General features: G+C 52.2%; 27 protein-coding genes. 21 read left to right on the forward strand and 6 right to left on the reverse strand.

Annotated elements, in window-relative coordinates:
* The first annotated feature begins 14 nt into the window (after nucleotides 1–14).
* The gene (gene dhaL, locus MCJ35_RS04990; protein WP_025482661.1) at nucleotides 15–638 is read left to right on the forward strand and encodes a dihydroxyacetone kinase subunit DhaL; all 624 of its coding nucleotides are present in this window, start codon (nucleotides 15–17) and stop codon (nucleotides 636–638) included.
* Between the two features lie 69 nt (nucleotides 639–707).
* Nucleotides 708–1088 carry a dihydroxyacetone kinase phosphoryl donor subunit DhaM gene (gene dhaM, locus MCJ35_RS04995; protein WP_008722747.1) on the forward strand — a complete coding sequence of 127 codons (381 nt, stop codon included), beginning with the start codon at nucleotides 708–710 and terminating at the stop codon, nucleotides 1086–1088.
* A 44-nt stretch (nucleotides 1089–1132) separates the two neighbouring features.
* Here dhaM and MCJ35_RS05000 read toward each other — a convergent pair whose 3' ends face one another.
* Together MCJ35_RS05000 and MCJ35_RS05005 are read right to left on the reverse strand one after the other, a co-directional pair.
* Complete coding sequence (locus tag MCJ35_RS05000; protein WP_025482659.1) at nucleotides 1133–1483, reverse strand: NusG domain II-containing protein; 351 nt, start codon at nucleotides 1481–1483, stop codon at nucleotides 1133–1135.
* Nucleotides 1480–1986 (reverse strand): hypothetical protein, encoded by a 507-nt coding sequence (locus MCJ35_RS05005; RefSeq protein ID WP_025482657.1) that lies wholly within the window; start codon nucleotides 1984–1986, stop codon nucleotides 1480–1482. Before MCJ35_RS05005 ends, MCJ35_RS05000 begins: the two co-directional genes overlap by 4 nt.
* A 238-nt stretch (nucleotides 1987–2224) precedes the next feature.
* On the opposite strand from MCJ35_RS05005, the gene MCJ35_RS05010 reads away from it, so the two are divergent.
* From MCJ35_RS05010 to MCJ35_RS05045, 8 genes are all read left to right on the forward strand, one after another.
* Entirely contained in the window at nucleotides 2225–3595 is a 1371-nt protein-coding gene (locus MCJ35_RS05010) for a tetratricopeptide repeat protein (RefSeq protein WP_240299379.1), read from the forward strand.
* A 106-nt stretch (nucleotides 3596–3701) separates the two neighbouring features.
* On the forward strand, nucleotides 3702–4247 hold the full coding sequence (locus MCJ35_RS05015) for a Gx transporter family protein (protein ID WP_120056848.1): 546 nt from the start codon (nucleotides 3702–3704) through the stop codon (nucleotides 4245–4247).
* An 82-nt stretch (nucleotides 4248–4329) separates the two neighbouring features.
* Nucleotides 4330–5850 (forward strand): UDP-glucose--hexose-1-phosphate uridylyltransferase, encoded by a 1521-nt coding sequence (galT, locus tag MCJ35_RS05020; RefSeq protein ID WP_008722766.1) that lies wholly within the window; start codon nucleotides 4330–4332, stop codon nucleotides 5848–5850.
* A gap of 281 nt (nucleotides 5851–6131) precedes the next feature.
* The gene (locus tag MCJ35_RS05025; RefSeq protein ID WP_008722768.1) at nucleotides 6132–6581 is read left to right on the forward strand and encodes a PTS sugar transporter subunit IIA; all 450 of its coding nucleotides are present in this window, start codon (nucleotides 6132–6134) and stop codon (nucleotides 6579–6581) included.
* Nucleotides 6582–6585: 4 nt separating this feature from the next.
* Nucleotides 6586–7647 (forward strand): PTS fructose transporter subunit EIIC, encoded by a 1062-nt coding sequence (locus MCJ35_RS05030; protein ID WP_008722770.1) that lies wholly within the window; start codon nucleotides 6586–6588, stop codon nucleotides 7645–7647.
* Nucleotides 7648–7730: 83 nt separating this feature from the next.
* Nucleotides 7731–8039: a PTS fructose-like transporter subunit IIB gene (locus tag MCJ35_RS05035; RefSeq protein WP_008722775.1), complete on the forward strand. Its 309-nt coding sequence runs from the start codon at nucleotides 7731–7733 to the stop codon at nucleotides 8037–8039.
* Between the two features lie 141 nt (nucleotides 8040–8180).
* The gene (locus MCJ35_RS05040; RefSeq protein ID WP_025482655.1) at nucleotides 8181–10217 is read left to right on the forward strand and encodes a BglG family transcription antiterminator; all 2037 of its coding nucleotides are present in this window, start codon (nucleotides 8181–8183) and stop codon (nucleotides 10215–10217) included.
* Nucleotides 10218–10335: 118 nt separating this feature from the next.
* Nucleotides 10336–10668 carry a cupin domain-containing protein gene (locus MCJ35_RS05045; protein WP_025482653.1) on the forward strand — a complete coding sequence of 111 codons (333 nt, stop codon included), beginning with the start codon at nucleotides 10336–10338 and terminating at the stop codon, nucleotides 10666–10668.
* A gap of 58 nt (nucleotides 10669–10726) precedes the next feature.
* Here MCJ35_RS05045 and MCJ35_RS05050 read toward each other — a convergent pair whose 3' ends face one another.
* From MCJ35_RS05050 to MCJ35_RS05060, 3 genes are all read right to left on the reverse strand, one after another.
* Complete coding sequence (locus tag MCJ35_RS05050) at nucleotides 10727–11995, reverse strand: FAD-dependent oxidoreductase (protein ID WP_240299380.1); 1269 nt, start codon at nucleotides 11993–11995, stop codon at nucleotides 10727–10729.
* Nucleotides 11996–12117: 122 nt separating this feature from the next.
* Entirely contained in the window at nucleotides 12118–13527 is a 1410-nt protein-coding gene (locus MCJ35_RS05055; RefSeq protein WP_008722785.1) for a spore germination protein, read from the reverse strand.
* A gap of 420 nt (nucleotides 13528–13947) precedes the next feature.
* Complete coding sequence (locus MCJ35_RS05060) at nucleotides 13948–14346, reverse strand: desulfoferrodoxin family protein (RefSeq protein WP_008722791.1); 399 nt, start codon at nucleotides 14344–14346, stop codon at nucleotides 13948–13950.
* 209 nt (nucleotides 14347–14555) lie between these two features.
* Here MCJ35_RS05060 and MCJ35_RS05065 point away from each other — a divergent pair, with 209 nt between their 5' ends.
* Entirely contained in the window at nucleotides 14556–14990 is a 435-nt protein-coding gene (locus MCJ35_RS05065; RefSeq protein WP_008722793.1) for an RrF2 family transcriptional regulator, read from the forward strand.
* A 75-nt stretch (nucleotides 14991–15065) separates the two neighbouring features.
* Nucleotides 15066–15965 (forward strand): YitT family protein, encoded by a 900-nt coding sequence (locus MCJ35_RS05070; RefSeq protein ID WP_008722795.1) that lies wholly within the window; start codon nucleotides 15066–15068, stop codon nucleotides 15963–15965.
* 58 nt (nucleotides 15966–16023) lie between these two features.
* Here the strand turns inward: MCJ35_RS05070 and MCJ35_RS05075 are convergent, their stop codons facing one another.
* Entirely contained in the window at nucleotides 16024–16764 is a 741-nt protein-coding gene (locus MCJ35_RS05075) for a ThiF family adenylyltransferase (RefSeq protein ID WP_025482649.1), read from the reverse strand.
* Between the two features lie 334 nt (nucleotides 16765–17098).
* On the opposite strand from MCJ35_RS05075, the gene MCJ35_RS05080 reads away from it, so the two are divergent.
* From MCJ35_RS05080 to MCJ35_RS05120, 9 genes are all read left to right on the forward strand, one after another.
* Nucleotides 17099–19078, forward strand: a complete 1980-nt coding sequence (locus MCJ35_RS05080) for an NAD(+) synthase (protein ID WP_240299381.1) — start codon at nucleotides 17099–17101, stop codon at nucleotides 19076–19078.
* 41 nt (nucleotides 19079–19119) lie between these two features.
* Complete coding sequence (locus MCJ35_RS05085) at nucleotides 19120–19914, forward strand: TrmH family RNA methyltransferase (RefSeq protein ID WP_008722800.1); 795 nt, start codon at nucleotides 19120–19122, stop codon at nucleotides 19912–19914.
* Nucleotides 19915–19955: 41 nt separating this feature from the next.
* Nucleotides 19956–20198 carry an NfeD family protein gene (locus MCJ35_RS05090; protein ID WP_025482648.1) on the forward strand — a complete coding sequence of 81 codons (243 nt, stop codon included), beginning with the start codon at nucleotides 19956–19958 and terminating at the stop codon, nucleotides 20196–20198.
* Nucleotides 20195–21418: a patatin-like phospholipase family protein gene (locus MCJ35_RS05095; protein WP_240299382.1), complete on the forward strand. Its 1224-nt coding sequence runs from the start codon at nucleotides 20195–20197 to the stop codon at nucleotides 21416–21418. The genes MCJ35_RS05090 and MCJ35_RS05095 overlap by 4 nt, the downstream gene beginning before the upstream one ends.
* Before the next feature lie 72 nt (nucleotides 21419–21490).
* Nucleotides 21491–22480 carry an ornithine carbamoyltransferase gene (argF, locus tag MCJ35_RS05100; RefSeq protein WP_025482646.1) on the forward strand — a complete coding sequence of 330 codons (990 nt, stop codon included), beginning with the start codon at nucleotides 21491–21493 and terminating at the stop codon, nucleotides 22478–22480.
* A 5-nt stretch (nucleotides 22481–22485) separates the two neighbouring features.
* Nucleotides 22486–22788, forward strand: a complete 303-nt coding sequence (locus MCJ35_RS05105) for a DUF6637 family protein (protein WP_008722804.1) — start codon at nucleotides 22486–22488, stop codon at nucleotides 22786–22788.
* A gap of 38 nt (nucleotides 22789–22826) precedes the next feature.
* Nucleotides 22827–23807 (forward strand): biotin--[acetyl-CoA-carboxylase] ligase, encoded by a 981-nt coding sequence (locus tag MCJ35_RS05110; RefSeq protein ID WP_025482644.1) that lies wholly within the window; start codon nucleotides 22827–22829, stop codon nucleotides 23805–23807.
* A complete protein-coding gene (mutY, locus tag MCJ35_RS05115) occupies nucleotides 23794–24969 on the forward strand; it encodes an A/G-specific adenine glycosylase (RefSeq protein WP_025482643.1) in 1176 nt (391 codons plus the stop codon). The genes MCJ35_RS05110 and mutY overlap by 14 nt, the downstream gene beginning before the upstream one ends.
* Before the next feature lie 40 nt (nucleotides 24970–25009).
* Nucleotides 25010–25900 (forward strand): diacylglycerol/lipid kinase family protein, encoded by an 891-nt coding sequence (locus MCJ35_RS05120; protein WP_008722807.1) that lies wholly within the window; start codon nucleotides 25010–25012, stop codon nucleotides 25898–25900.
* The last annotated feature ends 78 nt before the right edge of the window (nucleotides 25901–25978 follow it).

Consider the following 25978-nt stretch of genomic DNA (forward strand, 5'->3'; position numbering starts at 1 on the left):
GAAAGGTGGTCACCATGGCAGACAGTAAGAAAGTATTGGAAATCATCAGGGCAATCGGCCTTAAAATGGAGGAAAAGAAAGAGTATCTGACGGAATTGGACCAGCCAATCGGGGACAGCGACCATGGCATTAACATGGCAAGAGGGTTCGGGGCGGTGGAAGGCAAGCTTCCAGGTCTGGAAGGCAAGGATATCGGGACCATTTTAAAGACCGTCGGCATGACTCTTGTATCCACGGTGGGCGGCGCCTCGGGGCCGTTGTACGGCTCTGCGTATATGAAGGCGGGGATGGCCATGGCGGGGAAGGAAGAGATGGATATGGATGATTTCCTGTCCATGATGAAGACTGCGGTGGAGGCAGTGGAGCAGAGGGGCAAGGCAACGGTGGAGGAAGCCACCATGCTGGACGCCATGGTTCCGTCGCTGAAGGCCATGGAGGAAGCCGTGGCAGAGGGGAAGACCACAAAAGAAGCCCTGGATGCAGGTGTTCAGGCGGCATGGGCAGGAGCTGAGCATACCAAGGACCTGGTGGCCACCAAGGGGCGCGCCAGCTATGTGGGCGAGCGCGGCCTGGGCCATCAGGATCCGGGGGCAACTTCCTATTCCTATATGCTGGAGGTTGTGGCCGGACTTATGTGACTGGAACCATAAGGCGGCTGGAACGTGTTTGGAATATCATAGGAAAATGGAGAGGAGCAAGGATAAGGTATGGTAGGATTTGTGATTGTTTCCCATAGCGGGAATCTGGCTAAGAGCGTGGTTGAACTGACAGCCATCATGGCGCCTAGCGCAAGGATAGCGGCAGCGGGCGGCATGGATGACGGAGGATTTGGGACCAGCTTTGAGAAGATACAGGCAGCCATTGAGTCCGTGTATTCAGATGACGGCGTACTGGTGCTGATGGATATGGGAAGTGCGGTAATGACCACGGAGATGGTCATAGAGACATTTGAAGGTAAAAAGGTGGAGATGGTGGACTGTCCCCTGGTGGAAGGGGCGGTAGTTGCAACCATTGACTCTGTGGGTGGAATGGACTTTGAGTCAATCAAGAAAGCCCTGGCAGGAGTGGGGACATCCAGGAAGTTCTGAGACAGGCATGCTATATGGGGGCCGGGCTTACGCATTGGCACACCCTATTCCTTCCCCGTGATGGTTACAATCATCTTGTTGGGAAGGCATACAATGGTATCGCTGCTCAGGTGCTTCTTACCCTGGTGCACGCAGACCTTGTCAGGGCAGCTGGCTTCGCTGCACCAGATTTCCCCGTCTTTTACAATGAGATGGTTGGTGCCCCCGCCTGCGCCGGTGACAGTGAGTTCTGTATCCTTACTTAAATCCAGGGTCCTTACCACCTTGCCGTCCACGCTGATCTGGGCTGTGGCGGCAGGCGCCCTGTGTGAGACATAGTTAAATCCAAATACGGCCGCGGCAATCAGAAGGATAGCTGCGGCCAGTATCATATCGCGTTTTCCTAAAACTTTCATTGTTCAGCTGCCTGTTTCAGGCATTCCTCCACTCCGTTGATAAATGGATAGACATTGATGCTGACGGTAGAGACCGCATCGGTGGCATAACCATCCTGGTTGGCAAGTCCGTTCACCTTCTGGTGTTCAATGACGTATCTGCCCACTGCGTCTGCCTGGGCTTTCCAGGTGGGGCCGTTTTCCGTCATGACGTAGTGCCCGTCCATGCTCAGCTTCTGCTTGCCGTTGCCTTCGGCGTCAAAGGAATCCCATACGCAGGATACGATGATCCCGTTTGCCACGGTGATGCTGGTTGAATCCCTGTATCCGTTGGAATCAGGCTCCGGCGCTTCATAGGTATAGGTGCCGTCAGCCAGGGGAACCTCAGGCTGGTTGGTGGTGACAGGCCCTTTTAATGCGTGGTACAAAGGGTTCGAGACTGCTATGACGGCAATGGACATCACTGCCATGACAGCAATGCCGATGGCGCTTCTTGTGCTGGAAGTCATTGTTTTTCTGCTCATTGTATCACTCCTCGGAATTTAGTAGTAATGTGCCGTCTGAAAGGTATCCCGGCACATTGTTTATTTTATCACAATTAGAACGGTTATACAATCAAATTCCGCTGTAAGTTTAAACCAGGATGGATTGGGAGCGGATTGATATTACGGGCATTGAAAACATACATTATATGGAAATCCATGGTATAATCCTTATAGGCGGGACTGAGGGAAGGAACCGGGCCGGGAGGGGGAAAGGTGTATGGATGAGCGGGAGAGGATTGAGGATAGAAGGGATTGCGGGGGGATGCAGGAAAATGATAAAGGGGATTCCGGAGGGATGCAGGAAGATGATAAAAGGGATTCCGGGGAGATACAGGAAGATGATAAAAGGGATTCCGGGGGGATGCAGGAAGATGATAAAAGGGATTCCGGAGGGATGCAGGAGAATGATAAAGGGGATTCCAGAGGGATACAGGAGATGGTTTTGGATGGGGGCCAGGGAAAGGGGTACAAGAAGGGGCCGACGATTACCAAGTGCCTGATCCTGTTCTGTATCCTGTATTTTGTGTATCAGGGACCGGCCTGCGGCAGGCGGGTTACGTACCGGTTCGTGTTTGGCCCCGGACAATCCGCGCAGGCTGGGCTGGGTGAGCAGTATTATAATGACGGGGAGTTTGAAAAAGCGGCGGAATACTATCAGCAGGTGGTGGATGACATCTATGCCAGGGGCGGACGGTTTCAGCCGGAGAACGGACCCCTGTATTACCGCCTGGGGGTTATCTACTATAATCTTGGGGAGTATGGACAGGCAGTTAAGTATCTGGATGAATCCGCGGATGTGGACCAGCGTACCTCCAATACAGAGGATCTGGCGTGGGATTATTTTGCCATAGGGAGGGTTCTCAGGGAAGCGGGAAAAAGTGAGGAATCAGTTGATTATTACAGGAAGGGCCTGAAGGCCATTAAGAAGGTCAGCGGAAATGATTCAGAGGATGCGGCTGAGTTTTTGATTGGCCTCGGGGACTCCTATAAAAAGAATGAGGAGCATGACAAGGCGCTGGAATCCTACCAGCAGGCGCTGGGGATTTATGAAAAGCACCAGTCTGACCCGGTCTGGATATATATAAGGATTGCAAGGAGCTATGAGAAGCTGGATGATTATGCATCTGCGGAATCATATTATAGGAAAGCTTCACAGACTGGAAGCGCGGATAACTATACGATGGGCGTGATATGGTTTAATCTTGGCATGCTGTATCAGGATACCGGGAAGGGGGAAGAGGCATTTTCCCTGTATCAGGAAGCGTTGACACTGATTAATAAGGACGGCGGTTATGAGGCTGCGGAGTCATCGGTGCAGCATTACCTTGCGTCTGCTTACGCCGAAATTAAAAATGATCTGGACAGCGCCATCCGTTATTCTTTATCGGCCTGCCGGATCAGGGAGGAACTGGCATCGCCCCATCTGGAGGATAAGGAAAGGCTTGGGGAGTTTAAGGAACAGCTTAAGGGCTTTTATCAGGAATCCACAGGGGACGGCACGGATGAAGGGTTTGAGTCCTGGTATTGGCAGCAGATGGAAGAGGGGGGCTTCCTGATAAATCCTTTGGATACATCCGGGAATATATGATATACTGGGATGTGTTTAAAAGACGTGTCATAAAAATGTGATTCAAAGGATGCGTTCCAAAATGATTCGGCAATGCACTGCAGGGCCGGACAGGCAGAGGTGTCATATGGTTGTAATCAACAATAATAAGAAGAAAGCAGGCAGACAGCGTATGTCCACCAGGAAGATAGCCCTGTTCGGGCTTCTGACTGCCCTGGCTGTTGTGTTAGGATATGTGGAGTCCCTGATACCGGTTTATCTGGGGGCGCCGGGGGTGAAGCTGGGACTGGCTAATCTGGTTACCATGATTGCCCTTTACTGTATGGGGGTAAGGGCTGCGATTGCCGTTAATCTGGTCCGTATCTTTTTCTCGGGTTTTACATTCGGCCCTGCATCAGCCATCCTTTTTAGTCTGGCGGGCGCAGGCTTAAGCCTGACTGTCATGGGGGTGTGTAAGAAGTTCCGTCTGTTCGGCATGGTGGGGGTCAGTATACTGGGCGGGGTGGCCCACAATATCGGGCAGTTTATGATGGCCGCTTATGTGGTCCATACCTTTGGGGTATTTGCGTATCTTCCCGTGCTTCTTGGGGCCGGAACCGTGGCCGGAGCCATGATTGGGCTGTTAGGCGGGATGGTGGTACAGCGGATCAGCCGGGTTTTCCGAGAAATTTGATATATTTCCTAAGAAATTGCCATTGTCTTGACGGCAGGGGCAGGATATAATTAATAGTAATGAGAAAATGGAGGGTGCTGATATGGTTTATAAAGCAATCAAAGGACTTGTACAGTATGGTCTTAACACTGGCCTTATCACTGAGGTGGATGCTATTTATGCCAGGAACCAGATCCTGGACGTAATGGGGATGGATGAGTACCAGGAGCCGGAAGGGGAAGGATTTGAGGGCGGCCTGGAGGAAATCTTAAAGGTTCTTATGGACCATGCCCATGAAACCGGGGTTTTGAAGGATGACAGCGTCGTATATAGGGATTTATTTGATACAAAGCTGATGAACTGCCTGATGCCAAGGCCAAGCGAGGTGGAGCGGGAATTTTGGGAGCTTTATAAGGTTTCCCCGGAAAAAGCCACGGACTGGTATTATAAGCTGAGCCAGGATTCGGATTATATACGCCGCTACCGGATTGTCAAGGATATGAAGTGGACCACCGATACCCGGTACGGTACGCTGGATATCACGGTTAACCTGTCCAAGCCGGAGAAAGACCCTAAGGCCATTGCGGCTGCCAAGCTTGCCAAGCAGAGCGGGTATCCCAAGTGCCAGCTCTGTATGGAAAATGTGGGCTATGCGGGCCGCGCCAACCATCCGGCCAGGAATAACCACAGGATCATCCCGGTTACGATTAATGACAGCCAGTGGGGATTCCAGTATTCTCCGTATGTATATTACAATGAACACTGTATCGTGTTTAACGGCCAGCATATTCCCATGAAGATAGATAAGGCCGCCTTCAGGAAGCTGTTTGACTTCATTAAGCAGTTCCCCCACTATTTCCTGGGATCCAATGCAGACCTTCCCATTGTGGGCGGTTCTATTTTGAGCCATGACCATTTCCAGGGGGGACATTATACCTTTGCCATGGCTAAGGCTGCCATGGAGAAGCATTTTACATATAAAGGATTTGAGGACGTGGAGGCTGGAATCGTGTTCTGGCCCATGTCCGTGCTGAGACTGAGGGCAGAGGATGCAGGCCGCCTGATTGAGCTGGGGGACGTGGTCCTTAATGCATGGCGTGGGTATACGGATGAAGCTGCATTCGTATTTGCAGAGACAGAGGGTGAACCTCATAATACCATAACGCCCATTGCGCGTAAGGTGGGGGATATGTATGAGCTGGACCTGGTACTGCGCAACAATATCACCACAGAGGAATTCCCTCTGGGCGTGTACCATCCCCATCAGGAACTGCACCATATTAAGAAGGAGAATATCGGCCTGATTGAGGTCATGGGTCTGGCGGTGCTGCCGTCCAGGCTTAAGACGGAACTGGCTGAACTGGGAACCTATATAATAGAAGGAAGGGACATCCGCAGCAATGAAACACTGGAGAAACATGCGGACTGGGTGGATGGTTTCCTTCCCAAATATAAGGAAAAGGGCATTGCCGTTACTGCGGAGAATGTGGAGTCCATCCTTCAGGAGGAAGTGGGATATGTGTTCGCCAGGGTTCTGGAGGACGCAGGTGTATATAAGTGTGATGAAGCGGGACGTGAGGCATTTGGAAGATTCTTAAGGAGTGTTGGATTTTCGGAATGCTAAGATAAGATACAGGAACAGATAAGACACAGGAATAGATAGGATACAGAAAAGATAAAGATATGTTACAGGAACAGAAGGCGGATATGGATATGTTGGATCCGCCTTCTGTTTTTACATTTCACCCCCTCCAACTTTTTGTAAAAAGTTTTTGCAAATCTTCTATCTGTTCAATCTCCTGAAATTGATTTATGATAAAGCCTGTAAGGACAAGACATACTTCTTAAGCGCTTAAGAATCAGAGGTTTCAATATCCGGCATGGCCGGAAGGAGGTTATAAAGGGATGAGTCAATTAATTAATAAGAATTGTATTGTATTTGATATGGAAGGGGACAAGAAGGACATTATCCGCACCCTGGCAGGGGAGCTGCACAGGGCTGGCAGGATAACGGACGCAGAGGAGTTTTTCCAGGATGTGCTGGCAAGGGAGGCCATTGCGGCAACCTTTGTGGGCTTTGATATGGGACTTCCTCATGGCAAGACAGACCATGTGCTGGAGGCCAGCGTGTGCTTTGGCAGGACCAGGGGACCGGTGGTGTGGAATGAGGAGTCGGGGGATACGGTTGACCTGGTCATCCTGATAGCGGTTCCTTTGTGCGAGGCAGGGGACACCCACATGAAGATCCTGGCCAACCTGTCCAGGAAGCTGATGCATGAGGAGTTCAGGGATTCCCTGAGGAAGAGTGACAGGGAACAGGTATACAACATATTAAGTGAAGTTCTGGAGGGGTAGGAAGATGAAAGAGCAGTTAAGGATATTAAAGAAACATATATTGACAGGCACATCACATATGATTCCCTTTATCGTAGCAGGCGGTATCCTGTTTTCTCTGGCAGTCATGCTGAACCCGGAAGGGGCGGCAACGCCGGAGACAGGCTGGCTGGCAGGACTTGCACAGATCGGTTTGGGCGGACTGACGCTTTTCATCCCTGTGCTGGGCGGATATATTGCATATTCAATCGCCGACAAGCCCGGCCTTGCGCCTGGTATGATCGGGGCTTATCTGGCAAGGGAAATGGGCGCCGGATTCCTGGGCGGCATGGCCGCCGGCCTGATAGCAGGGGTTGTGGTCAAGGAGTTAAAACGGATTAAGCTTCCCATCGCGCTTAAGACACTGGGTTCCATCTTCATCTATCCGCTGGTGGGGACACTGGTTACCGGAGGCATCATTGTATGGGGCATCGGAGGGCCGATTGCAGCCCTTATGAACGGTCTTACGGCCTGGCTGTCCGGGCTGGGCGATGTGGGTAAGGTACCGCTGGCCTCCATCCTGGGAGCCATGACTGCATTTGACATGGGCGGCCCCATCAATAAGGTGGCAACACTGTTTGCACAGACCCAGGTTGATACGCTTCCATACCTGATGGGCGGCGTTGGCGTCGCCATCTGTACGCCCCCTATCGGCATGGGAATCGCAACGCTTCTGGCTCCTAAAAAGTACAATGTTGAGGAAAAGGAAGCTGGCAAGGCAGCCATCCTTATGGGCTGTGTGGGTATTACCGAGGGAGCCATCCCATTTGCGGCCAATGATCCCTTAAGGGTCATCCCGTCCCTGATTGTGGGCGCCGTGGCAGGCAATATCATTCCATTCCTGACAGGGGTCCTGAACCATGCGCCATGGGGCGGAATCATCGTGCTTCCGGTTGTGGAAGGGAAAATCTGGTATCTGATTTCTGTCCTGGCAGGTGGATTTGTGACAGCGGTTATGGTAAACTTATTAAAGAAGGATTATGTGGATGTAACGGTTGAAAAGGAAGATACCGTGGATCTGGATGAGATAACATTTGATGAATTTTAAAGAAGATAAATGTGGTAAAAGTAAATAATGATGAAAATAAATAGTGATGAAAAGAAAACAGGATTGACATGGAGGACGATAAAATGAAAGTAGTAGGAATTACATCTTGCCCATCAGGCGTGGCACATACATACATGGCGGCAGAAGCGCTTAAATTATCCGGCGAGAAGCTGGGGATGGAAGTAATCATTGAGACACAGGGCGGAGCCGGTGTTGAGAACCAGTTAAAGCAGAAGGACATCGACGAGGCTGCATGTGTGGTCATTGTCAATGATGTGGCCCTGGAGGGACTGGACCGGTTCAAGGGAAAGAAGGTCCTGAAAATGGGGGTTTCAGACCTGATTAAGAAGTCTGACGCTGTCATGAAGAAAATCCAGGATACCTTTCAGTAGGGTTTGTCAGGGGAGTGTATAAGATAAAGTAAAGGATGAGGGGAGCGGGGAGCGCTCCTCTTGTCCGTGTATCCATATGGGGCATGGCAGTCAGGGCGTCCGGTAAAGGAACAGGCAGGCGCCGTACAGGAGAAGAAGATTATGTTTAATGGGAGAATGCTTAATATCATCCGCTATCTTAAGGAACAGGGGGAATCCACCTATAAGGCGGCGGCCAGGGATTTGGGGGTATCGGAGCGGAGCGTGCGGTATGATGTGGACCGGATTAACGATATCCTGTCCCTGGAACACCTGCCGGAGATTGAAAAACACTCCAAGGGCGTACTGGTGTATCCCAGGAACCTGGACTTAAAGGGACTGGAGGACGGCAATGAGGTGGTATATACCAGCCGGGAACGCATGTCCATCCTGCTGCTGATCCTGATGATACGCAGCGAGGACCTTAAGATAAACCAGCTGAGCCAGCAGTTCAGGGTGTCCAGGACAACGGTGAAGAATGATATGGCGGCCCTGGATGAGGAACTTAAGAAGGATGGGATGGGTATCGGGTATTCCGGACATTTTTACCTTTCCGGCCCAAAGCTTAAGCGGACCACCCTGATGAACCAGGAGTTCAGGAAATACATTGAGTACCTGATTAATCCTTTTACGGAATACAATTCCTATGAATTTTACTGTATCCATATCATACATAAGGCGTTTGAGGGCATTTCCATTCCCAATGTGGTCATGGCGGTGGACGGATTACTGGAGGATCTGGGCTGTACCCTGACCAGCAGTTCCTACCTGTGGTACATGTCCAATGTGGTGGTGCTTATATGGTATGTACTGCATGACAAGGTCTATCCCCTGGATATCTCGGTGATGCCCGGCTATGACAGGGAGGTTTACGGCAGGTTTGGGAAGGACCTGGAGGTAATCATAGGCAGGCCGGTATCAGGGGATTATATTGCCATGATGGCGAAAATGTTTGATTTCACCAATAAGATTGCAGGAGGAAAGGGGGAGGTGGACCCGGTCCACGCCCAGGCAGTGACATTTTCCCTGATTTCCTCCATGTCAAAACGGCTGAACATGCCCTTTGACAAGGACAGTTCCCTGGTGGAAGGGCTGCTAAACCACATGATTCCCCTGATACAGAGGATTAATAATCATGTAAGCATCAAGGATAACGTGGTTTCCCTTCTGGGTCCGAAGGAGCAGCAGCTTTACAATGTGGTGACCCAGGCCTGCAGCGAGGTGGAGACCCTTGACCAGCTGGGCAATGCGGATGAGCTGGTGTATCTGACCATCTGCTTCATGGCCAGCATCCGGAGGATGAAGACAGCGCCCTACAAGAAGGTGCTTCTGGTGTGCGGGCACGGTTACGGCACCACTACCATGTTAAAGGAGGCGCTGCTCAGCGAATACCAGATCCACATCATGGACACCCTTCCTATCTATAAGCTGTCCTCCTACCCTGACTGGGCTGCCATTGATTATGTTTTGTCAACCATTAAGGTGAATAACAGCCTGCCAAAGCCGTGCATAACAGTGAGCCCCATCCTGCAGCAGGAGGACAGGGCTGCCATAGAGGGGCTTGGAATCTCCAGGAAGGCAATCCTTTCAAGCTATTATTCCATTGAGGAAAAGCTTGGGTTCCTGGATGAGGCAACGCGGGCCAGGGTGATGGATGTGGTGAAGAAGGAACTGGGTTACCAGACCGCCCAGGTGTTCCATAACCCCAGGAATTTCAGTAGCTTCCTGAAGTATGACTGCATTGAACTGGCAGAAGAGGCCGCGGACTGGAGGGAGGCGGTGCGCTTGAGTGCAGGGCCTCTGCTTAGGCGGGGATTCATTGAGGAGTCCTATGTATCCAACATGATAGGGTTCATAGAAGAACAGGGCTTTTATGCTGTTTCCGACGGGTCCTTTGCACTGCTTCACGGAAAAGGCGCAGAGGGAATCAGGAAGACCAGCTTAAGCCTTCTGGTAACAGGAAAACCAGTGGAATTCGGGGATAAGAAGGCCAATGTCATATTCTGCCTGGCCAGCCGCGACTCCAGGGAACATATACCGGCAGTGGTGACCCTGATGCGCATGGTGAAGACAACCTCCCTGATCCACGATTTAGTCCGGTGCAGGACGAAGGAGGAGGCGTACCAGTGCGTGCTTAACTGCGAGTTTGAGGTCCTTTGACTGTGGGGAGGATGGGGAGGATGGGTTTGCGCACAGGGCCAGTCTGTACAGACAAAAAATCCTGTGTTATAATGAACTGGACTTTGAAGATGAAATCAGGGAAAAGGAGTACATGGATATGTTAGATGAGAGATGGGTATTTCATGAAAATGCAGAAGCAGTCCAGGCTGGACCGGGAGTTGTGAGAAGGGTCCTGGCTTACAGCAAGGATCTGATGTGTGTGGAGAATACATTTGAGAAAGGCGCGGTGGGCAGCCTTCACCATCATCCCCACACCCAGATCACATACGTTGTAAGCGGTGAATTTGAGTTTGATATTGAAGGTGAGAAAAAGATTGTAAAGGCCGGAGACACCATGCTGAAGCTGGATGGGGTGGAACATGGATGCGTATGCCTTGAGGCAGGTATCCTCCTGGATATCTTTAACCCCATGCGCCAGGATTTTGTGTAAATCCGTGAAAAGGATGGAGAAAAAATCCTGCTATACAGAACCATGCTGCACTGGTGATTCAGGCGAAAATACCGGCCAGCCCCAGGTCCTCCACCTTTTTATGGATATACCCTTTATCAATGGAATATAGCCCCAGGTCGTTCATGCGCCGGAACAGGCAGGAGCCGGAAAATGTATATTTTTCCCTCAGGCCTTCCGGCGTTTCCATTTGTTCCCTAACCCATGCAATGGCCTCGCCCACGGCCAGTTCCCGGGGGAATTCAAGGAGGGGACGGCCGGAGAGGAACTGCACCATGTTATGCCCGGCCAGGACGCCAGTGACAATGGCTTCTGTGTGGCCCACCAGAAGCCCCGCCTTTTCACCGGCACAGAACAGGTTGGCCCGCTGGTCCACCTTCAGGCTGTTGCTCCGCCTACACATGGCAAGATAGCGCATGGAGTTGCCTTTCCCGCCTGCATACGGGTCTTCATAACGGGCGCATTCAAATCCCGGAATCTGATGAAGCTTTTCCAGAGGGTAATAGGGAGTCATCATTTTGGCGTGTCCGGTGTCCAGCAGGATGATGTTTTCGGCAAATTCATCCAGGGCATATTGCTGGCAGGCCTTGATGGAAAGATGGTTTTCCCTGAGTTCCCGGGGAAGGGGGATGACGGCCACTCCATTTTCATCCAGGGCTTTTATGATTTCGGGGGACAGGGATTCCTTGAACAGCTTGCAGGACCCGCTCATGGCCCCATATGAGCCGTCATGGGCTGCCGCCTTAAGTTCGGTAAGCCCGGTAAGGCCGCAAAGGCTGATGCGCCCGCCGAAGCTGGGGCAGCGCAGCACGCACATGGCACATCCGTTTCCATATTGCCTGCAGTTGTTCATAGGCCCGGCGGTTCCCGTGGCGTCGATGAACCCGTCGGCCTCATAACAGTTGCCACTGTCGTCACGGACGGACAGGATTGTGGTATTGTCCCCGGATAAGTCTGCGCTGGCCACCCTGGATTGCCTGTGTATGGAAACGCCCAGCTGAAGCAGCCGCTGTTCTACTGCCACGGGCGTTTTTATTATATCATACAGGTCGGCGTGCTGATGGCCCGGAAAGGAAATGCATTTGTGGCGCAGGCATGTGTCAATGGCCCGGAACATATCGTCCCCGCCCATGGCAGCCATCTCCTCCGTGGCCGTGAAACGGCCGTTGTTGCGTATGATACCGCCTACCAGACCTGTTCCAAGCAGGGAGTCCGTGCGCTCCAACAGGGTTACGCTGGCACCGTTTTTGGCTGCCTGGGCGCTGGCCGCACAGCCGGCCCATCCGCCTCCTACAATTACTATTTTCATAATCACGCCTCCTCCTGTATAGTAAGATTATATTATGTATCCGCAGGGATATAGACCTGCAAAATGAACAACCGCCATACCTGTATACAAGTATGGCGGTGCTTTTTCCTGCCGCAGGATTCCTATTTCTCAGTGTGGGGGAGACGGCCCCTGAGGAACCGTTTCCTTAACTCGTTAAGACTGAAGGGAATCAGGGGGTACACATAACTCTTTCCTGCAATGGTCTTGTTAAATACAATGGCACAGATGGCGATTACCGTGCCGATGATATATCCCCATACATTAAAGACAGCGGTCAGTATCAATATAATCACACGCATGAACTTCATGGCATAGCCCAGTTCAAAACTGGCCTGGGAATAATTGGCAATCGTCACGAATGCCATGTACAGCATGGTCTCACTGTTAAACCATCCGGATTTCACCGCATATTCCCCAAGCACGATACCTGCAATCACACTCAGCGGGGTGGTTAGCATGCTGGGGGTATTCACCGCTGCCAGCCGCAGGCCGTCAATGGCAAATTCCAGTATGAGCAGCTGCCATATAAGGGGCACGTTCAGTGGGTCGGACACGCGTATGAATGCCAGCCAGTCCGGGATATAGGCAGGATTCTGCATGAACAGGAGCCATGTGGGGGTCAGCATCAGGGCCAGGACGGAGATGGTCATCCTGGATAAACGCAGGTAGGTTCCTGTTACAGGCGGGAAGTAGTAGTCATCCGCCTCCTCGATGATGTCGAACACGGAGGAGGGAAGGATCATGGCTGAAGGGGAGTTGTCCACCAGTATGATGATATTTCCCTCCAGGACCGATGCGGCGGCCGTGTCCGGGCGCTCTGAAAATTTAAACTTGGGAAATGGATTGAACCATTTATACGGGAAAATGCACTCTGCCAGACTTTCCTGGTTCATGGTCAGGGCATCCACCTTCAGGTCCTTAATCCGGTCCTTTATTTTCTTCAGAAGCTGTTTATCCACCCGGTTTTCCATGTAGCAGATGGCGATGTCGGTGTGGGAGCTTTCGCCTGCGGACATGATTTCCATGGTAAGCTTTGGGTCGCGGATACGGCGGCGGATCAGGGCCGTGTTGAAAATCAGGGTTTCCACAAAGCCGTCCCTGGAACCACGCATGACCTTATCCTTCTCAGGCTCGCTTACCCCCCTGGAAGGGTAGGTGCGGCAGTCGATGGTGATACATTTGTCAAAGCCGTCAATAAACAGACAGGATACGCCGGACAGAAGCTGGGTAATCATGTCCGTTTCATTGGACAGCAGGCCGATTTCCCCATATGGGACATACTGTTTGGAGAAGGCGTGGGCGTCCTTTGGCATGTCCTCCGGCTTAATGGTGGAGAAGACCTGGAGGATTTTTAAGAGGGAATCATCCTTCGTAAATCCATCTATAAAATATAGGCAGGCCTCGCGGCCTCCGATGTGGACAATACGGTATACCACATCAAAATTCGTCTGGACATTCAGCTTTTCGTGAAGGTGGGTGATATTGTCTTTTAAATTTTGGGAAAATTCCATTGTTTATTCCTTTCTGCGCGACTTCAGATGAAAAAATTGCATAAAGTTAGTATGCACTGAGTAAATGTTATTATACATAAGTACATTTGTCTTTAGAGTAAAGACAAATGGGAGAAATTTATATAAAAAGAAGCTGACAGGGGAACGCTTTTTGCTAATGTGCACAAAAATCGTTGACAAATCATGGAAAGGGTGGTATAGTGTCCATGTAAGAAGCACAAAGGAGTGCCTTACGGGTTTTTGTTTGGTATGGGGATGCCAGATAAACTAATAGTGTGACGGTTTTGATCGTGACTGAGAGCTGCCTTCTGTGGGGGAAGGGCAGCTCCCTTTTTTTGTTTATCCGGTCTTATATGCCGGATTTATCCAAGGCTTCCCGTTCGGATCCGCCTTAAGCCTGGCTTCCCGTTCAGGTCCGCCTTAAGCCTGGATTTCCGTTTTCCATAATCCATGAAGGTTGCAGTAGGCGTAAGCGGCCCTGGGCGAATCTCCTTTTTCCAATGTAAAGTGCGCCACCGGTTCACAGGACGGGGTTAAGCAGACGCGCATGGTGCAGCCGGCCTTTGTGACCAGGCAGACCCAGCCGATGTTGTGTCCGCCGTCCATGGGATGGAATATCTCACCCACCTTCACGGTTACGTGAAGCCCCTCTGTCTCCACCACCGGAAGATGCTTTTCGCTGGCGCCTTCCGCCATGACCGGCTCCAGTACTTCAAATGGCCTGCAGGTATCGGGAAGGGCTGCATTCGGGGCGCTGCACAGGGCTTCTAACACCACGATGCGGTTCTTATCAGTGAGAAATACAGGTTCCTGGTTCAAGTCTGTTTTCATGTCAATCCTCCATTCTGAATTTCAGTCATGCAATATGTTCTGTATCAACATGCTTATGTTTCCCTGAAATGGTGCCGGTCTATTCATACATGGGATAAGTTTCTATTGACATATTTCCTACAGGAATAGTATGATAATCATATATGGATAATTTTCACCGCATCTACAAACACTAAACCAAAAGGACGTGAATATACATGTTAGTATCAACAAAAGGACGTTATGCCCTGCGCACCATGGTGGACCTGGCCATACACGGGGACGGGGAGCCGGTTAAGATTAAGGATATAGCAAACCGCCAGGGGATTTCCGGCAAATACCTGGAGCAGATCATCTCCATCCTGTCCAGGGCCGGCTATGTGCGCAGCATCCGCGGGAACCAGGGCGGTTATTATCTGGCTAAGCCGGCAGCAGAATACACGGTGGGAATGATACTCAGGGTGACCGAGGGAAGCCTGGCGCCCGTGGACTGCCTGAGCGGCGGCGAGAATCCCTGCACAAGGCAGATGGACTGTGTGACCCTCAGGCTGTGGAGGGAGCTGGACGAGGCCATCAGCGGCGTTGTGGACCGTTATACGCTGGAGGACCTGGTGCAGTGGCGCAGGAACATGAAGGATAATTATGTGATTTGATGATGATTGGGAAATGGCCTGATCATTAGGGAGAGGGGATAAAATAAAGGCAGATAATGGGAGCGGGAGAACTTTATGAAATGGATCAGACGTAGTTCGGACTTCATTAATAAATGGAAAAAGGACAGGCGGGTAAGACTTGGCATCACACTGGCGGCTGTGATCATTTCAGCGCTGATACAGACCTATGCCCTCCAGGTGTTTGTCCGCCCGGCGGGCATCATCTCCGGAGGATTTACCGGTATTGCCATGCTGGTGGAGCGCCTGGGAGGACTGTGGGGAGTGGACATCCCCATGCAGATAACCATGGTAGCCCTGAATATTCCGGTGGCCCTTATGTGCTGCAAGGGAATCAGCATAAGATTCACTGTGTTTTCCCTGGTGCAGGTATTTTTAAGCAGTATTTTCCTGCAGGTATTTAACTTTACGCCCATATTTACCGACGAAGTGCTTAATGTGATATTCGGCGGGGTTATTTTTGGATGTGCCATCGTGATTGCCCTCAGGGGCAATGCTTCCAGCGGGGGCACTGATTTTATTGCCCTTTTTGTATCCAACAGGACAGGGCAGTCCATCTGGAGCTATGTATTCTTTGGCAATGCGGTGATGTACTGCTTTTACGGCGCCATATTTGGCTGGAAGCATGCCGGATATTCCATCATCTTCCAGTTCATTTCCACCAGGATGATATCCGCGTTCCACCACAGATATGAACTGGTCACCCTTCAGGTCACGACCATGAAAGGGCCTGAGGTGGTGGAGGCATATATCGGGCATTTCCGCCACGGCATGTCCTGTGTGGAGGCAATGGGAGGTTATAGTAAGAAGAAAATGTATCTGTTGAACACGGTCCTTTCCGCGTATGAGGTAAATGACGCCATCCATGTGATGCAGGGCGCGGATGAGCACGTGATCATCAACGTGCTGAGGACCCAGCAGTTTGTGGGAAGGTTTTACAGGGCACCCCTTGAGTAGGGGCGCCCTGACGCCGGAATGGATTTTGAAACATATCCTGCCGTCTGGCGGATGGGGGTCATGAAATCCCGCATATATCCCGGACAATTTCCCCTGCCATCAGAAGACCGGCCACAGGAGGCACAAAGGATATGCTTCCGGGGGTTGCGCGGCGGCTGCCTGTATCCTCCCCGGATGGCCCGGGTGTCAGGGGCTGTTCCGGGGACCAGCAGACCTTCAGGTTCCTGATGTCCCTGGCCTTTAACTCCTTACGCATGATACGGCACAGGGGGCAGACGGAGGTGGCCGAGATATCGGATATGCGGAGCAGCTCCGGATGGAGTTTATTGCCGGTGCCCATGGAAGCGATGATGGGGATGCCGTGTTCCCGGGCATAGGATGCCAGGGCCAGCTTGGCTGTCACGGTGTCGATGGCGTCCAGGATGCAGGCAATGGACTTGGAAGGAGGGAGCTGTTCCATGATGGATTCAAAGAGCGCGTCCAGGTTATGGGGGAGCACGAACTGTTCGCTGGTAATCACCAGGGTGTCCGGGCACATGTCAGCGATTTTCTCCTTCATCACAAGTGTCTTCGGGCGTCCGATGGTACTGTGGAGGGCAATGCTCTGCCGGTTGATGTTGGTAAGCGAAACCACATCGTTATCAACCAGCACCAGGCAGCCGACCCCGCACCTGGCCAAAGCCTCCGCCGCATGTGACCCAACCCCGCCGATACCAAAAACAACAACAGCAGAATCCCTAAGCCGTCCCATGCCATCCCCGCCTAGAAGCATCTCAGTTCTGGAAAATTCATTTATCATCATATCACTCCTAAAAACAGCATATTTTCAAAAATTGTACCTCATATGAGGAAAAAAGTAAATGTAATTGTCTTCCAACAGGCAAGAATAGGGGGTATCTTGAGGGAAAAAATTATGGTATAATGTCCGCGTAGGCAATGAGCCATGCAAAATAAGGCAAAGAAGGATTTCTGTTGTGCTATACATAAAGAAATCCTGTATTGGCTTATTTTAGAGGGCGAAGCCCGCAATCCCCGATGGAGCGTAGCGGAATCGGGGTGCATGGCGGACCGGCGGACCCAGTACCCCTAAAAACCAAAGCGCCTACCCCACAAAAAAACACGGAGGCCAAAACATGAAAGACGGATTCATCAGGGCAGCAGCAGTCACTCCCAAAGTCAAGGTAGCTGACCCGGAATATAATGCACAGCAGATCATAGAACTAATCAACCAGGGCGCAAGCAGGGGCGTGAAACTCATGGTATTCCCGGAGCTCTGCCTTACGGCCTATACCTGCAGCGACCTGTTTTTCCAGACATCCCTGCTTGCAAAGGCCAGGGAACAGCTTTCCCGCATCATCAAAGCCAGCAGGGATAAGGATATCCTGGCATTCATCGGTATGCCCTGGGAGCGGGACGGCAAGCTCTACAACGCAGCCGCAGCCATCCACAGAGGGAAGCTTCTGGGCATCATCCCCAAGAAGAACCTTCCCAATTATTCGGAATTTTACGAAGCCCGCCATTTCTGTCCTGGCAATGAGCGCCCGGTATTCGTATCATGGGAAGGCGGACAGGTCCCTATGGGCATGAACCTTCTCTTCCGGTGCAGTAATCTCAGGGACCTTACAATCGCGGTGGAGATCTGCGAGGACGTATGGGTACCCTGCCCGCCCAGCATCCGCCACTCACTGGCAGGCGCAACCGTTATTGTCAACTGTTCCGCCAGCGATGAGACAACGGGCAAGGACGTGTACCGCCATGAACTGATCTGCAGCCAGTCCGCCAGGCTTGTATGCGGCTATGTCTATGCCAATGCAGGCGAAGGCGAGTCCACCCAGGACCTGGTATTCGGCGGCCAGAACATAATCGCTGAGAATGGCACCTGTCTGGTGGAATCCAGGCGGTTTACCAATGAAAGCATCTGTGCCGACCTGGATATGGAGCGCCTGGACAGCGAGCGCAGGCGCATGAGCACCTTTCCTGCCCCGGAAGAAGCCCGCAGGGAGGGCGGATACATGATTGTGGATTTTGAACTGTCCCTTGACAGCGCTGTCAATGCAAACGCCCAGACCGTCCAGGCAGACGGCCTGAAAGAATCCGGCAGGGATGTCCTGCGCTTCATTGACCCGGCTCCCTTTGTGCCGGGGGATGAGAGACAGCGCAGCCGCCGCTGTGAGGAAATCCTGTCCATCCAGGCAATGGGGCTTAAAAAGCGTCTGGAGCACACGGACAGCCAGCACGCGGTGGTGGGCCTTTCCGGCGGCCTGGATTCCACGCTGGCCCTGCTTGTGACTGTCCGGGCCTTTGACGCGCTTAAATTACCGCGGACCAATATCCACTGCATCACCATGCCGTGCTTTGGGACCACGGACCGGACCTACAACAACGCCTGCGCCATGGCGGCCAAGGTTGGGGCTGAACTTAGGGAAATCAATATCCGCCAGGCCGTGAGCCAGCATTTTACGGATATCGGACAGGACATGGACAACCACGACGTGACCTATGAGAACAGCCAGGCCAGGGAAAGGACCCAGGTCCTTATGGATATTGCCAACCAGGTGGGAGGGCTTGTGATCGGTACCGGGGATATGTCGGAACTGGCGCTGGGCTGGGCCACCTACAACGGCGACCATATGTCCATGTACGGTGTGAATGCGTCCGTGCCAAAGACACTGGTGCGCCACCTGGTCCGCTACTATGCGGATACCTGCCGGGAGAAAGAACTGGCAGATGTGCTTTTGGATGTGCTGGACACCCCGGTCAGCCCGGAGCTGCTGCCGCCTGAGGACGGAAAGATTTCCCAGAAGACAGAGGATCTGGTCGGGCCTTATGAACTTCATGACTTCTATTTATATTATATCCTGCGGTACGGCTATGCCCCGTCCAAAATCTACCGCATGGCGGTACAGGCATTCAGGGGGCAGTATGACAATGGAATCATACTGAAGTGGATGAAGGTATTCTACCGGAGGTTTTTCAGCCAGCAGTTTAAGCGTTCCTGCCTGCCGGACGGACCCAAGGTGGGTTCTGTGGCAGTGTCCCCCAGAGGGGACCTGCGTATGCCCAGCGATGCATGCAGCAGGCTTTGGCTGGAGGAGCTGGAGAAACTGGGCTAGAGCGTGGATGATCAGGAAATAACAGATACAGGAGAAAAATTATGATAAACAGCACGGCCAATAAACAGGTAAAGCGTGTGGTGAATTTAAGGAACAGGGCAAAGGCGCGCAGGGAGGAAGGCGTGTATGTGGCGGAAGGACTGCGCATGTGCCGGGAGCTTTCGATAAAGGACACGGAAATCCTCTATGTAACAGAAGGTTTTGCAGGCGACCGGGAGAACCGTAAGTGGATGGATGGATTCCGGTTTGAGATAGTAACGGATGTGGTCATGAAAGTGATGGCAGATACCCAGACACCCCAGGGCGTTCTGGCCGTGGCCAGACAGAAAACATACACGCTGGAGGATATACTGAAGGCTCCCCGGAATGGAAAGCTGGCAATCATGGTTCTGGAAACCATTCAGGATCCCGGAAACCTCGGAACCATCGTAAGGGCCGCGGAAGGCGCCGGCATTACAGGAATCGTGATGAACCGTGAAACCACGGACATCTATAATCCCAAAGTCATCCGTTCCACCATGGGGTCCATATGCAGGATGCCGTTTGTCTGTGTGGATGATATCCGCCAGGCATGCCAGACTATGAAAGACAGCGGTGTGCGTCTGTTTGCGGCTCATTTAAAGGGAATGAATAATTATGACCAGGAAGATTATACTGACAATGTGGGCTTTTTGATCGGCAACGAGGCAGGCGGGCTGACAGACGGGACAGCGGCCATGGCTGACTGCTATGTGAAGATTCCGATGGCGGGCAGGGTGGAATCCCTGAATGCGGCGGTTGCCGCGTCCGTCCTCATGTTTGAGGCTGCAAGACAGCGCAGGAACCGGAAAGGGTAGGCCGGCTATGCCATAGACGCCCACAGGAAGGAGGACAATGCATGGCATCACTTGGATGGCTTGTATCATTTCTGGTGTTCATGGGCGTGGAGATGGTATTTTGCTGCCTTACCTCGCTGTGGTTTGCAGTGGGTGCGCTGGGGGCCTTTGCGGTGGCCCTTACGGGCGGTTCCATGGAACAGCAGCTGGCGGGGTTTGTGGCAGTATCATTCCTTACGCTGATTCTTATACGGCCAGTGGCATTCTTGATGGGCAGACACGTAAAGGACGGGCAGAAATCATGAAACTTCAGCTGGATTTAAACAGGGAATACGGCATTGTACTGGAGGGCGGCGGGGCCAAGGGCGCCTATCAGGTAGGCGCATGGCGCGCCCTCCGGGAGGCCGGGATCAGGATAAAGGGTGCGGCAGGCACCTCGGTGGGCGCTTTGAACGGCGCCCTTATCTGTATGGATGATTTTAAGAAGGCAGAGCGCATATGGGAAAATATCCGCTACTCCAGGGTGATGGATGTGGATGATGAAATGATGGAGCGGCTTAAGAAGTTCAGCCTCCGCAGGATTTCCAGCATCACATCCCTGAATGTGGGGGAGCTTATATCCGGAATCAAGCGGATCCTCAAGGACGGCGGATTTGACATTGCCCCCTTAAAGGGACTGATTGAGGATGTGGTGGACGAGGAGAAAATCAGGAACTCGGACAGGGAGCTTTACGTGGTCACCTATTCCCTTTCAGACCGACAGCCTTTAATCGCCAATGTAAAGGAGGCGCCGGAGGGGACCATTGGCGACATGCTCATGGCCAGTGCATATTTAATCGGTTTCCGCCAGGAAAAGCTGGGGGGCAAATACTATATGGACGGCGGGGGTATCAACAACGTGCCTGTGGATGTGCTGATAGATAAAGGATATAAGGATATCATCGTGCTGCGCATCTATGGATACGGCATTGATACGGAGAAAAAGCTGGAAGTTCCTGAGGACGTGAACCTGTACCATGTGGCGCCCAGGCAGGACCTTGGCGGGATATTGGAGTTTGACAGGAAACGGGCCAGGAGGAACATGCTGCTGGGCTACTTTGACGGCAAGCGCATGCTTTACGGTCTGGCGGGCCGGGTATATTATATTGACGCGCCGGAGGGCGAACCTTATTATTTTGATAAGATGATGTCGGAGATTCCCTGCCTTTTGTCCTATCTGAAGCCTGAATATCCAGCTACAGGCCGCAGCGGTCAGGGGGATACGGCCCAGTCCGATGAACTGCCGGGCTACCGGGTGTATACGGAAAGGATTTTCCCGCAGCTGGCAAAGGAACTGAAGCTTAAGGACGGATGGGATTACAGGGAACTGTATCTTTCCCTGCTGGAGGACCTGGCAAAACAGTACCGTATCAGCCGCTTTAAAATTTATACGGTGGATGAACTTCTGAACCTGATTCACAGAAAAGCGGGGAGCGCTGCGCTGAAAGCATTGATTCCCACTCTTGACAGCAGCCCGCAGGTGTAGTATATTATGCATAAAGATGCATAAATATTAATAGAATACAGCCATATGCAGTGGTGGGAGACGGAGGACATTATGAATTTAAAGGGAAGACATTTTTTAACGCTGAAAGATTATACACCGGAGGAGATTACATACCTGCTGGACCTTTCAGCGGAATTGAAGGAGAAAAAGAAAAAGGGAGTCCTGACAGATACGCTTAAGGGAAAGAATGTGGCCCTGATATTTGAGAAGACCAGCACCAGGACCCGCTGCGCATTTGAGGTTGCGGCCCATGACCTGGGCATGGGTACCACCTATCTGGACCCGTCCGGTTCCCAGATCGGCAAGAAGGAGAGCATCGCGGATACCGCAAGGGTCCTGGGACGGATGTATGAGGGGATTGAGTACCGCGGGTTCGGCCAGGAGATTGTGGAGGAGCTGGCGAAATACGCAGGAGTGCCTGTGTGGAACGGCCTTACCAATGAGGACCATCCCACCCAGATGCTGGCAGACCTTCTCACCATCCGCGAGCACCTGGGACATTTGAAAGGCGTAAAGCTTGTGTATATGGGCGATGCGCGCTATAATATGGGTAACTCCCTGATGATTGCCTGCGCAAAGATGGGTATGCACTTTGTTGCATGTGCGCCGGCCAAGTATTTCCCCGACAAGGCACTTGTGGCGGAATGTGAGGCATTTGCAAAGGAAAGCGGCGGTTCCATCACCCTGACGGAGGATGTGATGACCGCAACCAAGGGAGCGGATGTGATAGATACGGACGTGTGGGTTTCCATGGGAGAGCCGGACGAGGTTTGGGAAGAGCGTATAGAGGAACTGACCCCCTACAAGGTGACAAAGGCTGTTATGGATAATGCCGGACCCAAGGCCATTTTCCTCCACTGCCTGCCTTCCTTCCATGACCTGAAGACCAAGATTGGCCATGAGATGGGAACGCGCTTTAACGTATCGGAACTGGAAGTAACAGACGAGGTATTTGAATCCAGCCAGTCCGTTGTGTTTGATGAGGCTGAGAACAGGATGCATACCATCAAGGCTGTAATGTTGGCAACGTTAGGAGAATAGCACATATGCATGGGCAAAGAGGAAGGGGTGAGCGCCATGCCGGGATATTCCTGGACATGGCCCACCTGATACTGGGGATTGCGATTATAATCCTTGCCGTGCTGTCATTCATTAACCCGGAGGGAAACCATATGCTGTTCCCTCTGGTGTTTTTGCTGGCAGCATTATTAAACGCTGTAAGCGGTGTATTTGAATGTAAGACCTGGGGACGGGATAAGAAGAAACGCCGCCAGGGCATATTGCAGCTGGCGCTAGCCGTGGGACTGGCTGTCCTTGGCATCTTAAGCGCCATCAGTATCTGGGCGTAATACCGGGAACAGACCTTCCCACATAAAAGAGGTGGCAGATGAAGTCGGAGATTTTAAACATGCTGAGGGCCACGGGCGGTTACCTTTCCGGCCAGCAGCTATGTGAACATTTGGGGGTCTCCCGCACAGCCGTGTGGAAGGCCGTCAATGATTTAAGGGAAGAAGGTTATATAATTGAAGCTGTCCGCAACAGGGGATACCGCCTTGTGGAGGATGCGGATGTGATTACCCAGGCTGAGCTTAAATCCATACTGAAAACAGGCTGGATTGGGAACAGGCTGGAATATTTTGATGAAACGGATTCCACCAATACAAGGGCCAGGAAGTTTGCCGAGGAAGGGGCGCCCCACGGCACCCTGGTGGTTGCTGACAGCCAGTCCTCGGGAAAAGGACGCCGGGGCAGGCTCTGGACATCACCCAGGGGCGTGGGAATATGGATGAGCATGGTGCTGCGTCCTGACATTGCCCCTGTCCATGCATCCATGCTCACCCTGATTGCCGGAATGGCGGTGGTACGGGGCGTGAAGGAGAGCACGGGGCTGGATGCCATGATTAAGTGGCCCAATGACGCCGTGCTGGCAGGCAGGAAGATATGCGGGATCCTTACGGAGATGAGCACGGAGGATGAGTCCATCCGTTATGTGATAACCGGAATTGGGATTAATGTCAATATTGATGAATTTCCCAAAGAAATCCGTGACAAGGCAACTTCCTTAAAGATGGAACTGGGAAAAAGCGTCAAGCGCAGCCCTGTGATCCGGGCGGTGGCCGAGGCATTTGAGACTTATTATGATATTTTCCTTGAGACGTGTGACATGTCGCGTCTGAAGGAGGAGTATAACAGGGAACTGGCCAATACGGGCCGGGAGGTACTGGTGTTGGACCCCAGGGGACAGTATGAAGGTACGGCCCTGGGAATTGACGATGAAGGAAGCCTTCTTGTGAGGAAAAAGGACGGTACGGTGGTGCCTGTCATATCCGGGGAGGTGTCGGTAAGAGGTATTTATGGATATATTTGATACAGCGCATTTGTATGACGGCCTCCAGGTCATGGAGCGGGAGCAGGCCCCCCTTGGCAGGGAGGAACGTCTTAAGGCCATGGAAAAGCCGCTGCTGGCCTGGTATGGCAGCAGGGCACGTTCCCTGCCCTGGAGGGACGACCCGAAGCCTTACCGGGTATGGATATCGGAAATCATGCTGCAGCAGACCAGGGTGGAGGCAGTGAAGCCGTATTTTGAGCGTTTTATGAAAGCATTCCCTGAGGTCCGGGACCTGGCCGGAGCGGAGGATGATTACCTTATGAAAATGTGGGAAGGCCTTGGGTACTATAACCGGGCCAGGAACCTTAAGGCAGCGGCCCGGATGGTGATGGAAGAATACGGCGGCTGCCTTCCTGCATCCTTTGAGGAACTGATAAAGCTTCCCGGAATCGGAAGTTACACCGCAGGGGCCATTGCATCCATTGCCTTCGGGATTCCCATGCCGGCAGTGGACGGCAATGTGCTCAGGGTCATCTCGCGGGTGCTGGGGGACCGGGGGGACATCAGGAAGGCTTCGGTAAAGGCAGGGATGGAACAGGAACTGAAGGCCGTCATGCCCTCCGGGGATGCCAGCCGCTATAACCAGGGGCTGATTGAGATAGGGGCTTTGGTCTGTATCCCGGGAGGGGAACCCAGGTGCGGTGAATGTCCGCTGGCATCCGTGTGCCTGACGCGCAGGAATGGATGGTGGAAGGAAATCCCTTATAAATCTCCAAACAAGGCGAGGAAAATCGAGGAAAGGACCGTTTTCATCATAGAATATCAGGATAAGGTGGCAATCCACAAGCGTCCCATGAACGGGCTTCTGGCAGGGCTTTATGAGTTTCCCAATGCCTGCGGCCATCCGGATGCGGATGAGATACCTGCGGTATTGGGAATGAATCCCGGATGCATAAAGGCCGTTACCCCGCTTCCCGCTGCAAAGCATGTGTTTTCCCATGTGGAATGGCATATGACAGGATATAGGGTGGTGGTGGATGAGGCTGCCGCGGATCCGGTGTTTCCTGGCGGACGGGAAGAGAGAAAAGGTGTGGCGGATGAGGCTGCGGCCGGGGACTGGTTCTTTGTTTCCAGGGAACAGCTGGCTTCCTCCTATGCCATTCCCAATGCATTTCAGGCCTACACGGCATTGGTTGGATAAGTTTGTCAAAATTGGTTACAATGAAAAGGAGGAATGATGGATGAAAAAAATGCTGTTTGTTTTTAATCCCCGTTCCGGCAAGGAGCAGATTAAAGGTCATCTGATGGAAATCCTGGATATCTTCACCAGGGCGGGCTATGAAATCCGCGTCCATGTGACCCAGAAACAGTCTGACGCGGTGGAGGTTGTTGCCAGATACGGCAACCGCGTGGACGTGGTGGTGTGCAGCGGCGGGGACGGCACCTTGAACGAGACCGTGACCGGAATGATGAAGCTTAAGAAACTCCCCATGCTGGGATACATTCCTGCCGGTTCCACCAATGATTTTGCATCCAGTCTGGAAATCCCCAAAAGGATGCCCCAGGCAGCGGCAGATATTGTGGAGGGCATGCCCTTTGCCATTGATATCGGAACCTTCTGCCATGACAGGTATTTCATGTATATTGCGGCCTTTGGGGCATTTACGGAAGTGTCCTACCTTACCTCCCAGGACAGGAAGAACCTGCTGGGACACCAGGCCTATATGCTGGAGGGGGTTAAAAGCCTGGCCGGAATAAAGCCCTATCACATGAAGGTGGAATGGGATGACCAGGTGCTGGAGGAGGACTTTGCTTTTGGGATGGTGACCAACACCAGGAGCGTGGGGGGATTCAAGGGGCTGGTGAACCAGTCCGTGGCCCTTAACGACGGCATGTTTGAGGTCCTGCTCATCCGCATGCCCAGGACCCCGGTGGACCTTAGCAATATTGTTTCCTATATGTTCCTGAAGGAAGAACCCAATGAATACGTATATAAGTTTAAGACAGCGTCCATCCGCCTGACCTCGGAATGGGGCGTTGACTGGGTACTGGACGGCGAGTACGGCGGCACCAGGACAGAGGTAAATATTGGAAATTTGAAGGAACGGATACGGATACTCCTTAAAAAATAAATAAAATGTCGAAATATGTTGAAATACAGTGGCGAGTGGTATATAATGATAAGTTGTGGGAGTCTCCACATTTACCTT

The organism is Enterocloster sp. OA13, assembly GCF_022440595.1.
Taxonomy (GTDB): domain Bacteria; phylum Bacillota; class Clostridia; order Lachnospirales; family Lachnospiraceae; genus Enterocloster; species Enterocloster hominis.

What these genes read in the sequence shown, in the direction of transcription:
- MCJ35_RS05000 (WP_025482659.1), bottom strand. Translation starts at nt 1,483, where the DNA reads ATGAAAGTTTTAGGAAAACGCGATATGATACTGGCCGCAGCTATCCTT.
- MCJ35_RS05055 (WP_008722785.1), bottom strand. Translation starts at nt 13,527, where the DNA reads ATGGAATTTTCCCAAAATTTAAAAGACAATATCACCCACCTTCACGAA.
- MCJ35_RS05040 (WP_025482655.1), top strand. Translation starts at nt 8,181, where the DNA reads ATGTTTAATGGGAGAATGCTTAATATCATCCGCTATCTTAAGGAACAG.
- MCJ35_RS05105 (WP_008722804.1), top strand. Translation starts at nt 22,486, where the DNA reads ATGCATGGGCAAAGAGGAAGGGGTGAGCGCCATGCCGGGATATTCCTG.
- galT (WP_008722766.1), top strand. Translation starts at nt 4,330, where the DNA reads ATGGTTTATAAAGCAATCAAAGGACTTGTACAGTATGGTCTTAACACT.
- MCJ35_RS05075 (WP_025482649.1), bottom strand. Translation starts at nt 16,764, where the DNA reads ATGATAAATGAATTTTCCAGAACTGAGATGCTTCTAGGCGGGGATGGC.
- MCJ35_RS05080 (WP_240299381.1), top strand. Translation starts at nt 17,099, where the DNA reads ATGAAAGACGGATTCATCAGGGCAGCAGCAGTCACTCCCAAAGTCAAG.
- mutY (WP_025482643.1), top strand. Translation starts at nt 23,794, where the DNA reads ATGGATATATTTGATACAGCGCATTTGTATGACGGCCTCCAGGTCATG.
- MCJ35_RS05095 (WP_240299382.1), top strand. Translation starts at nt 20,195, where the DNA reads ATGAAACTTCAGCTGGATTTAAACAGGGAATACGGCATTGTACTGGAG.
- MCJ35_RS05085 (WP_008722800.1), top strand. Translation starts at nt 19,120, where the DNA reads ATGATAAACAGCACGGCCAATAAACAGGTAAAGCGTGTGGTGAATTTA.
- MCJ35_RS05030 (WP_008722770.1), top strand. Translation starts at nt 6,586, where the DNA reads ATGAAAGAGCAGTTAAGGATATTAAAGAAACATATATTGACAGGCACA.
- MCJ35_RS05090 (WP_025482648.1), top strand. Translation starts at nt 19,956, where the DNA reads ATGGCATCACTTGGATGGCTTGTATCATTTCTGGTGTTCATGGGCGTG.
- MCJ35_RS05050 (WP_240299380.1), bottom strand. Translation starts at nt 11,995, where the DNA reads ATGAAAATAGTAATTGTAGGAGGCGGATGGGCCGGCTGTGCGGCCAGC.
- MCJ35_RS05015 (WP_120056848.1), top strand. Translation starts at nt 3,702, where the DNA reads ATGGTTGTAATCAACAATAATAAGAAGAAAGCAGGCAGACAGCGTATG.
- dhaM (WP_008722747.1), top strand. Translation starts at nt 708, where the DNA reads ATGGTAGGATTTGTGATTGTTTCCCATAGCGGGAATCTGGCTAAGAGC.
- MCJ35_RS05010 (WP_240299379.1), top strand. Translation starts at nt 2,225, where the DNA reads ATGGATGAGCGGGAGAGGATTGAGGATAGAAGGGATTGCGGGGGGATG.
- MCJ35_RS05025 (WP_008722768.1), top strand. Translation starts at nt 6,132, where the DNA reads ATGAGTCAATTAATTAATAAGAATTGTATTGTATTTGATATGGAAGGG.
- dhaL (WP_025482661.1), top strand. Translation starts at nt 15, where the DNA reads ATGGCAGACAGTAAGAAAGTATTGGAAATCATCAGGGCAATCGGCCTT.
- MCJ35_RS05070 (WP_008722795.1), top strand. Translation starts at nt 15,066, where the DNA reads ATGAAATGGATCAGACGTAGTTCGGACTTCATTAATAAATGGAAAAAG.
- MCJ35_RS05005 (WP_025482657.1), bottom strand. Translation starts at nt 1,986, where the DNA reads ATGAGCAGAAAAACAATGACTTCCAGCACAAGAAGCGCCATCGGCATT.
- argF (WP_025482646.1), top strand. Translation starts at nt 21,491, where the DNA reads ATGAATTTAAAGGGAAGACATTTTTTAACGCTGAAAGATTATACACCG.
- MCJ35_RS05035 (WP_008722775.1), top strand. Translation starts at nt 7,731, where the DNA reads ATGAAAGTAGTAGGAATTACATCTTGCCCATCAGGCGTGGCACATACA.
- MCJ35_RS05120 (WP_008722807.1), top strand. Translation starts at nt 25,010, where the DNA reads ATGAAAAAAATGCTGTTTGTTTTTAATCCCCGTTCCGGCAAGGAGCAG.
- MCJ35_RS05065 (WP_008722793.1), top strand. Translation starts at nt 14,556, where the DNA reads ATGTTAGTATCAACAAAAGGACGTTATGCCCTGCGCACCATGGTGGAC.
- MCJ35_RS05110 (WP_025482644.1), top strand. Translation starts at nt 22,827, where the DNA reads ATGAAGTCGGAGATTTTAAACATGCTGAGGGCCACGGGCGGTTACCTT.
- MCJ35_RS05045 (WP_025482653.1), top strand. Translation starts at nt 10,336, where the DNA reads ATGTTAGATGAGAGATGGGTATTTCATGAAAATGCAGAAGCAGTCCAG.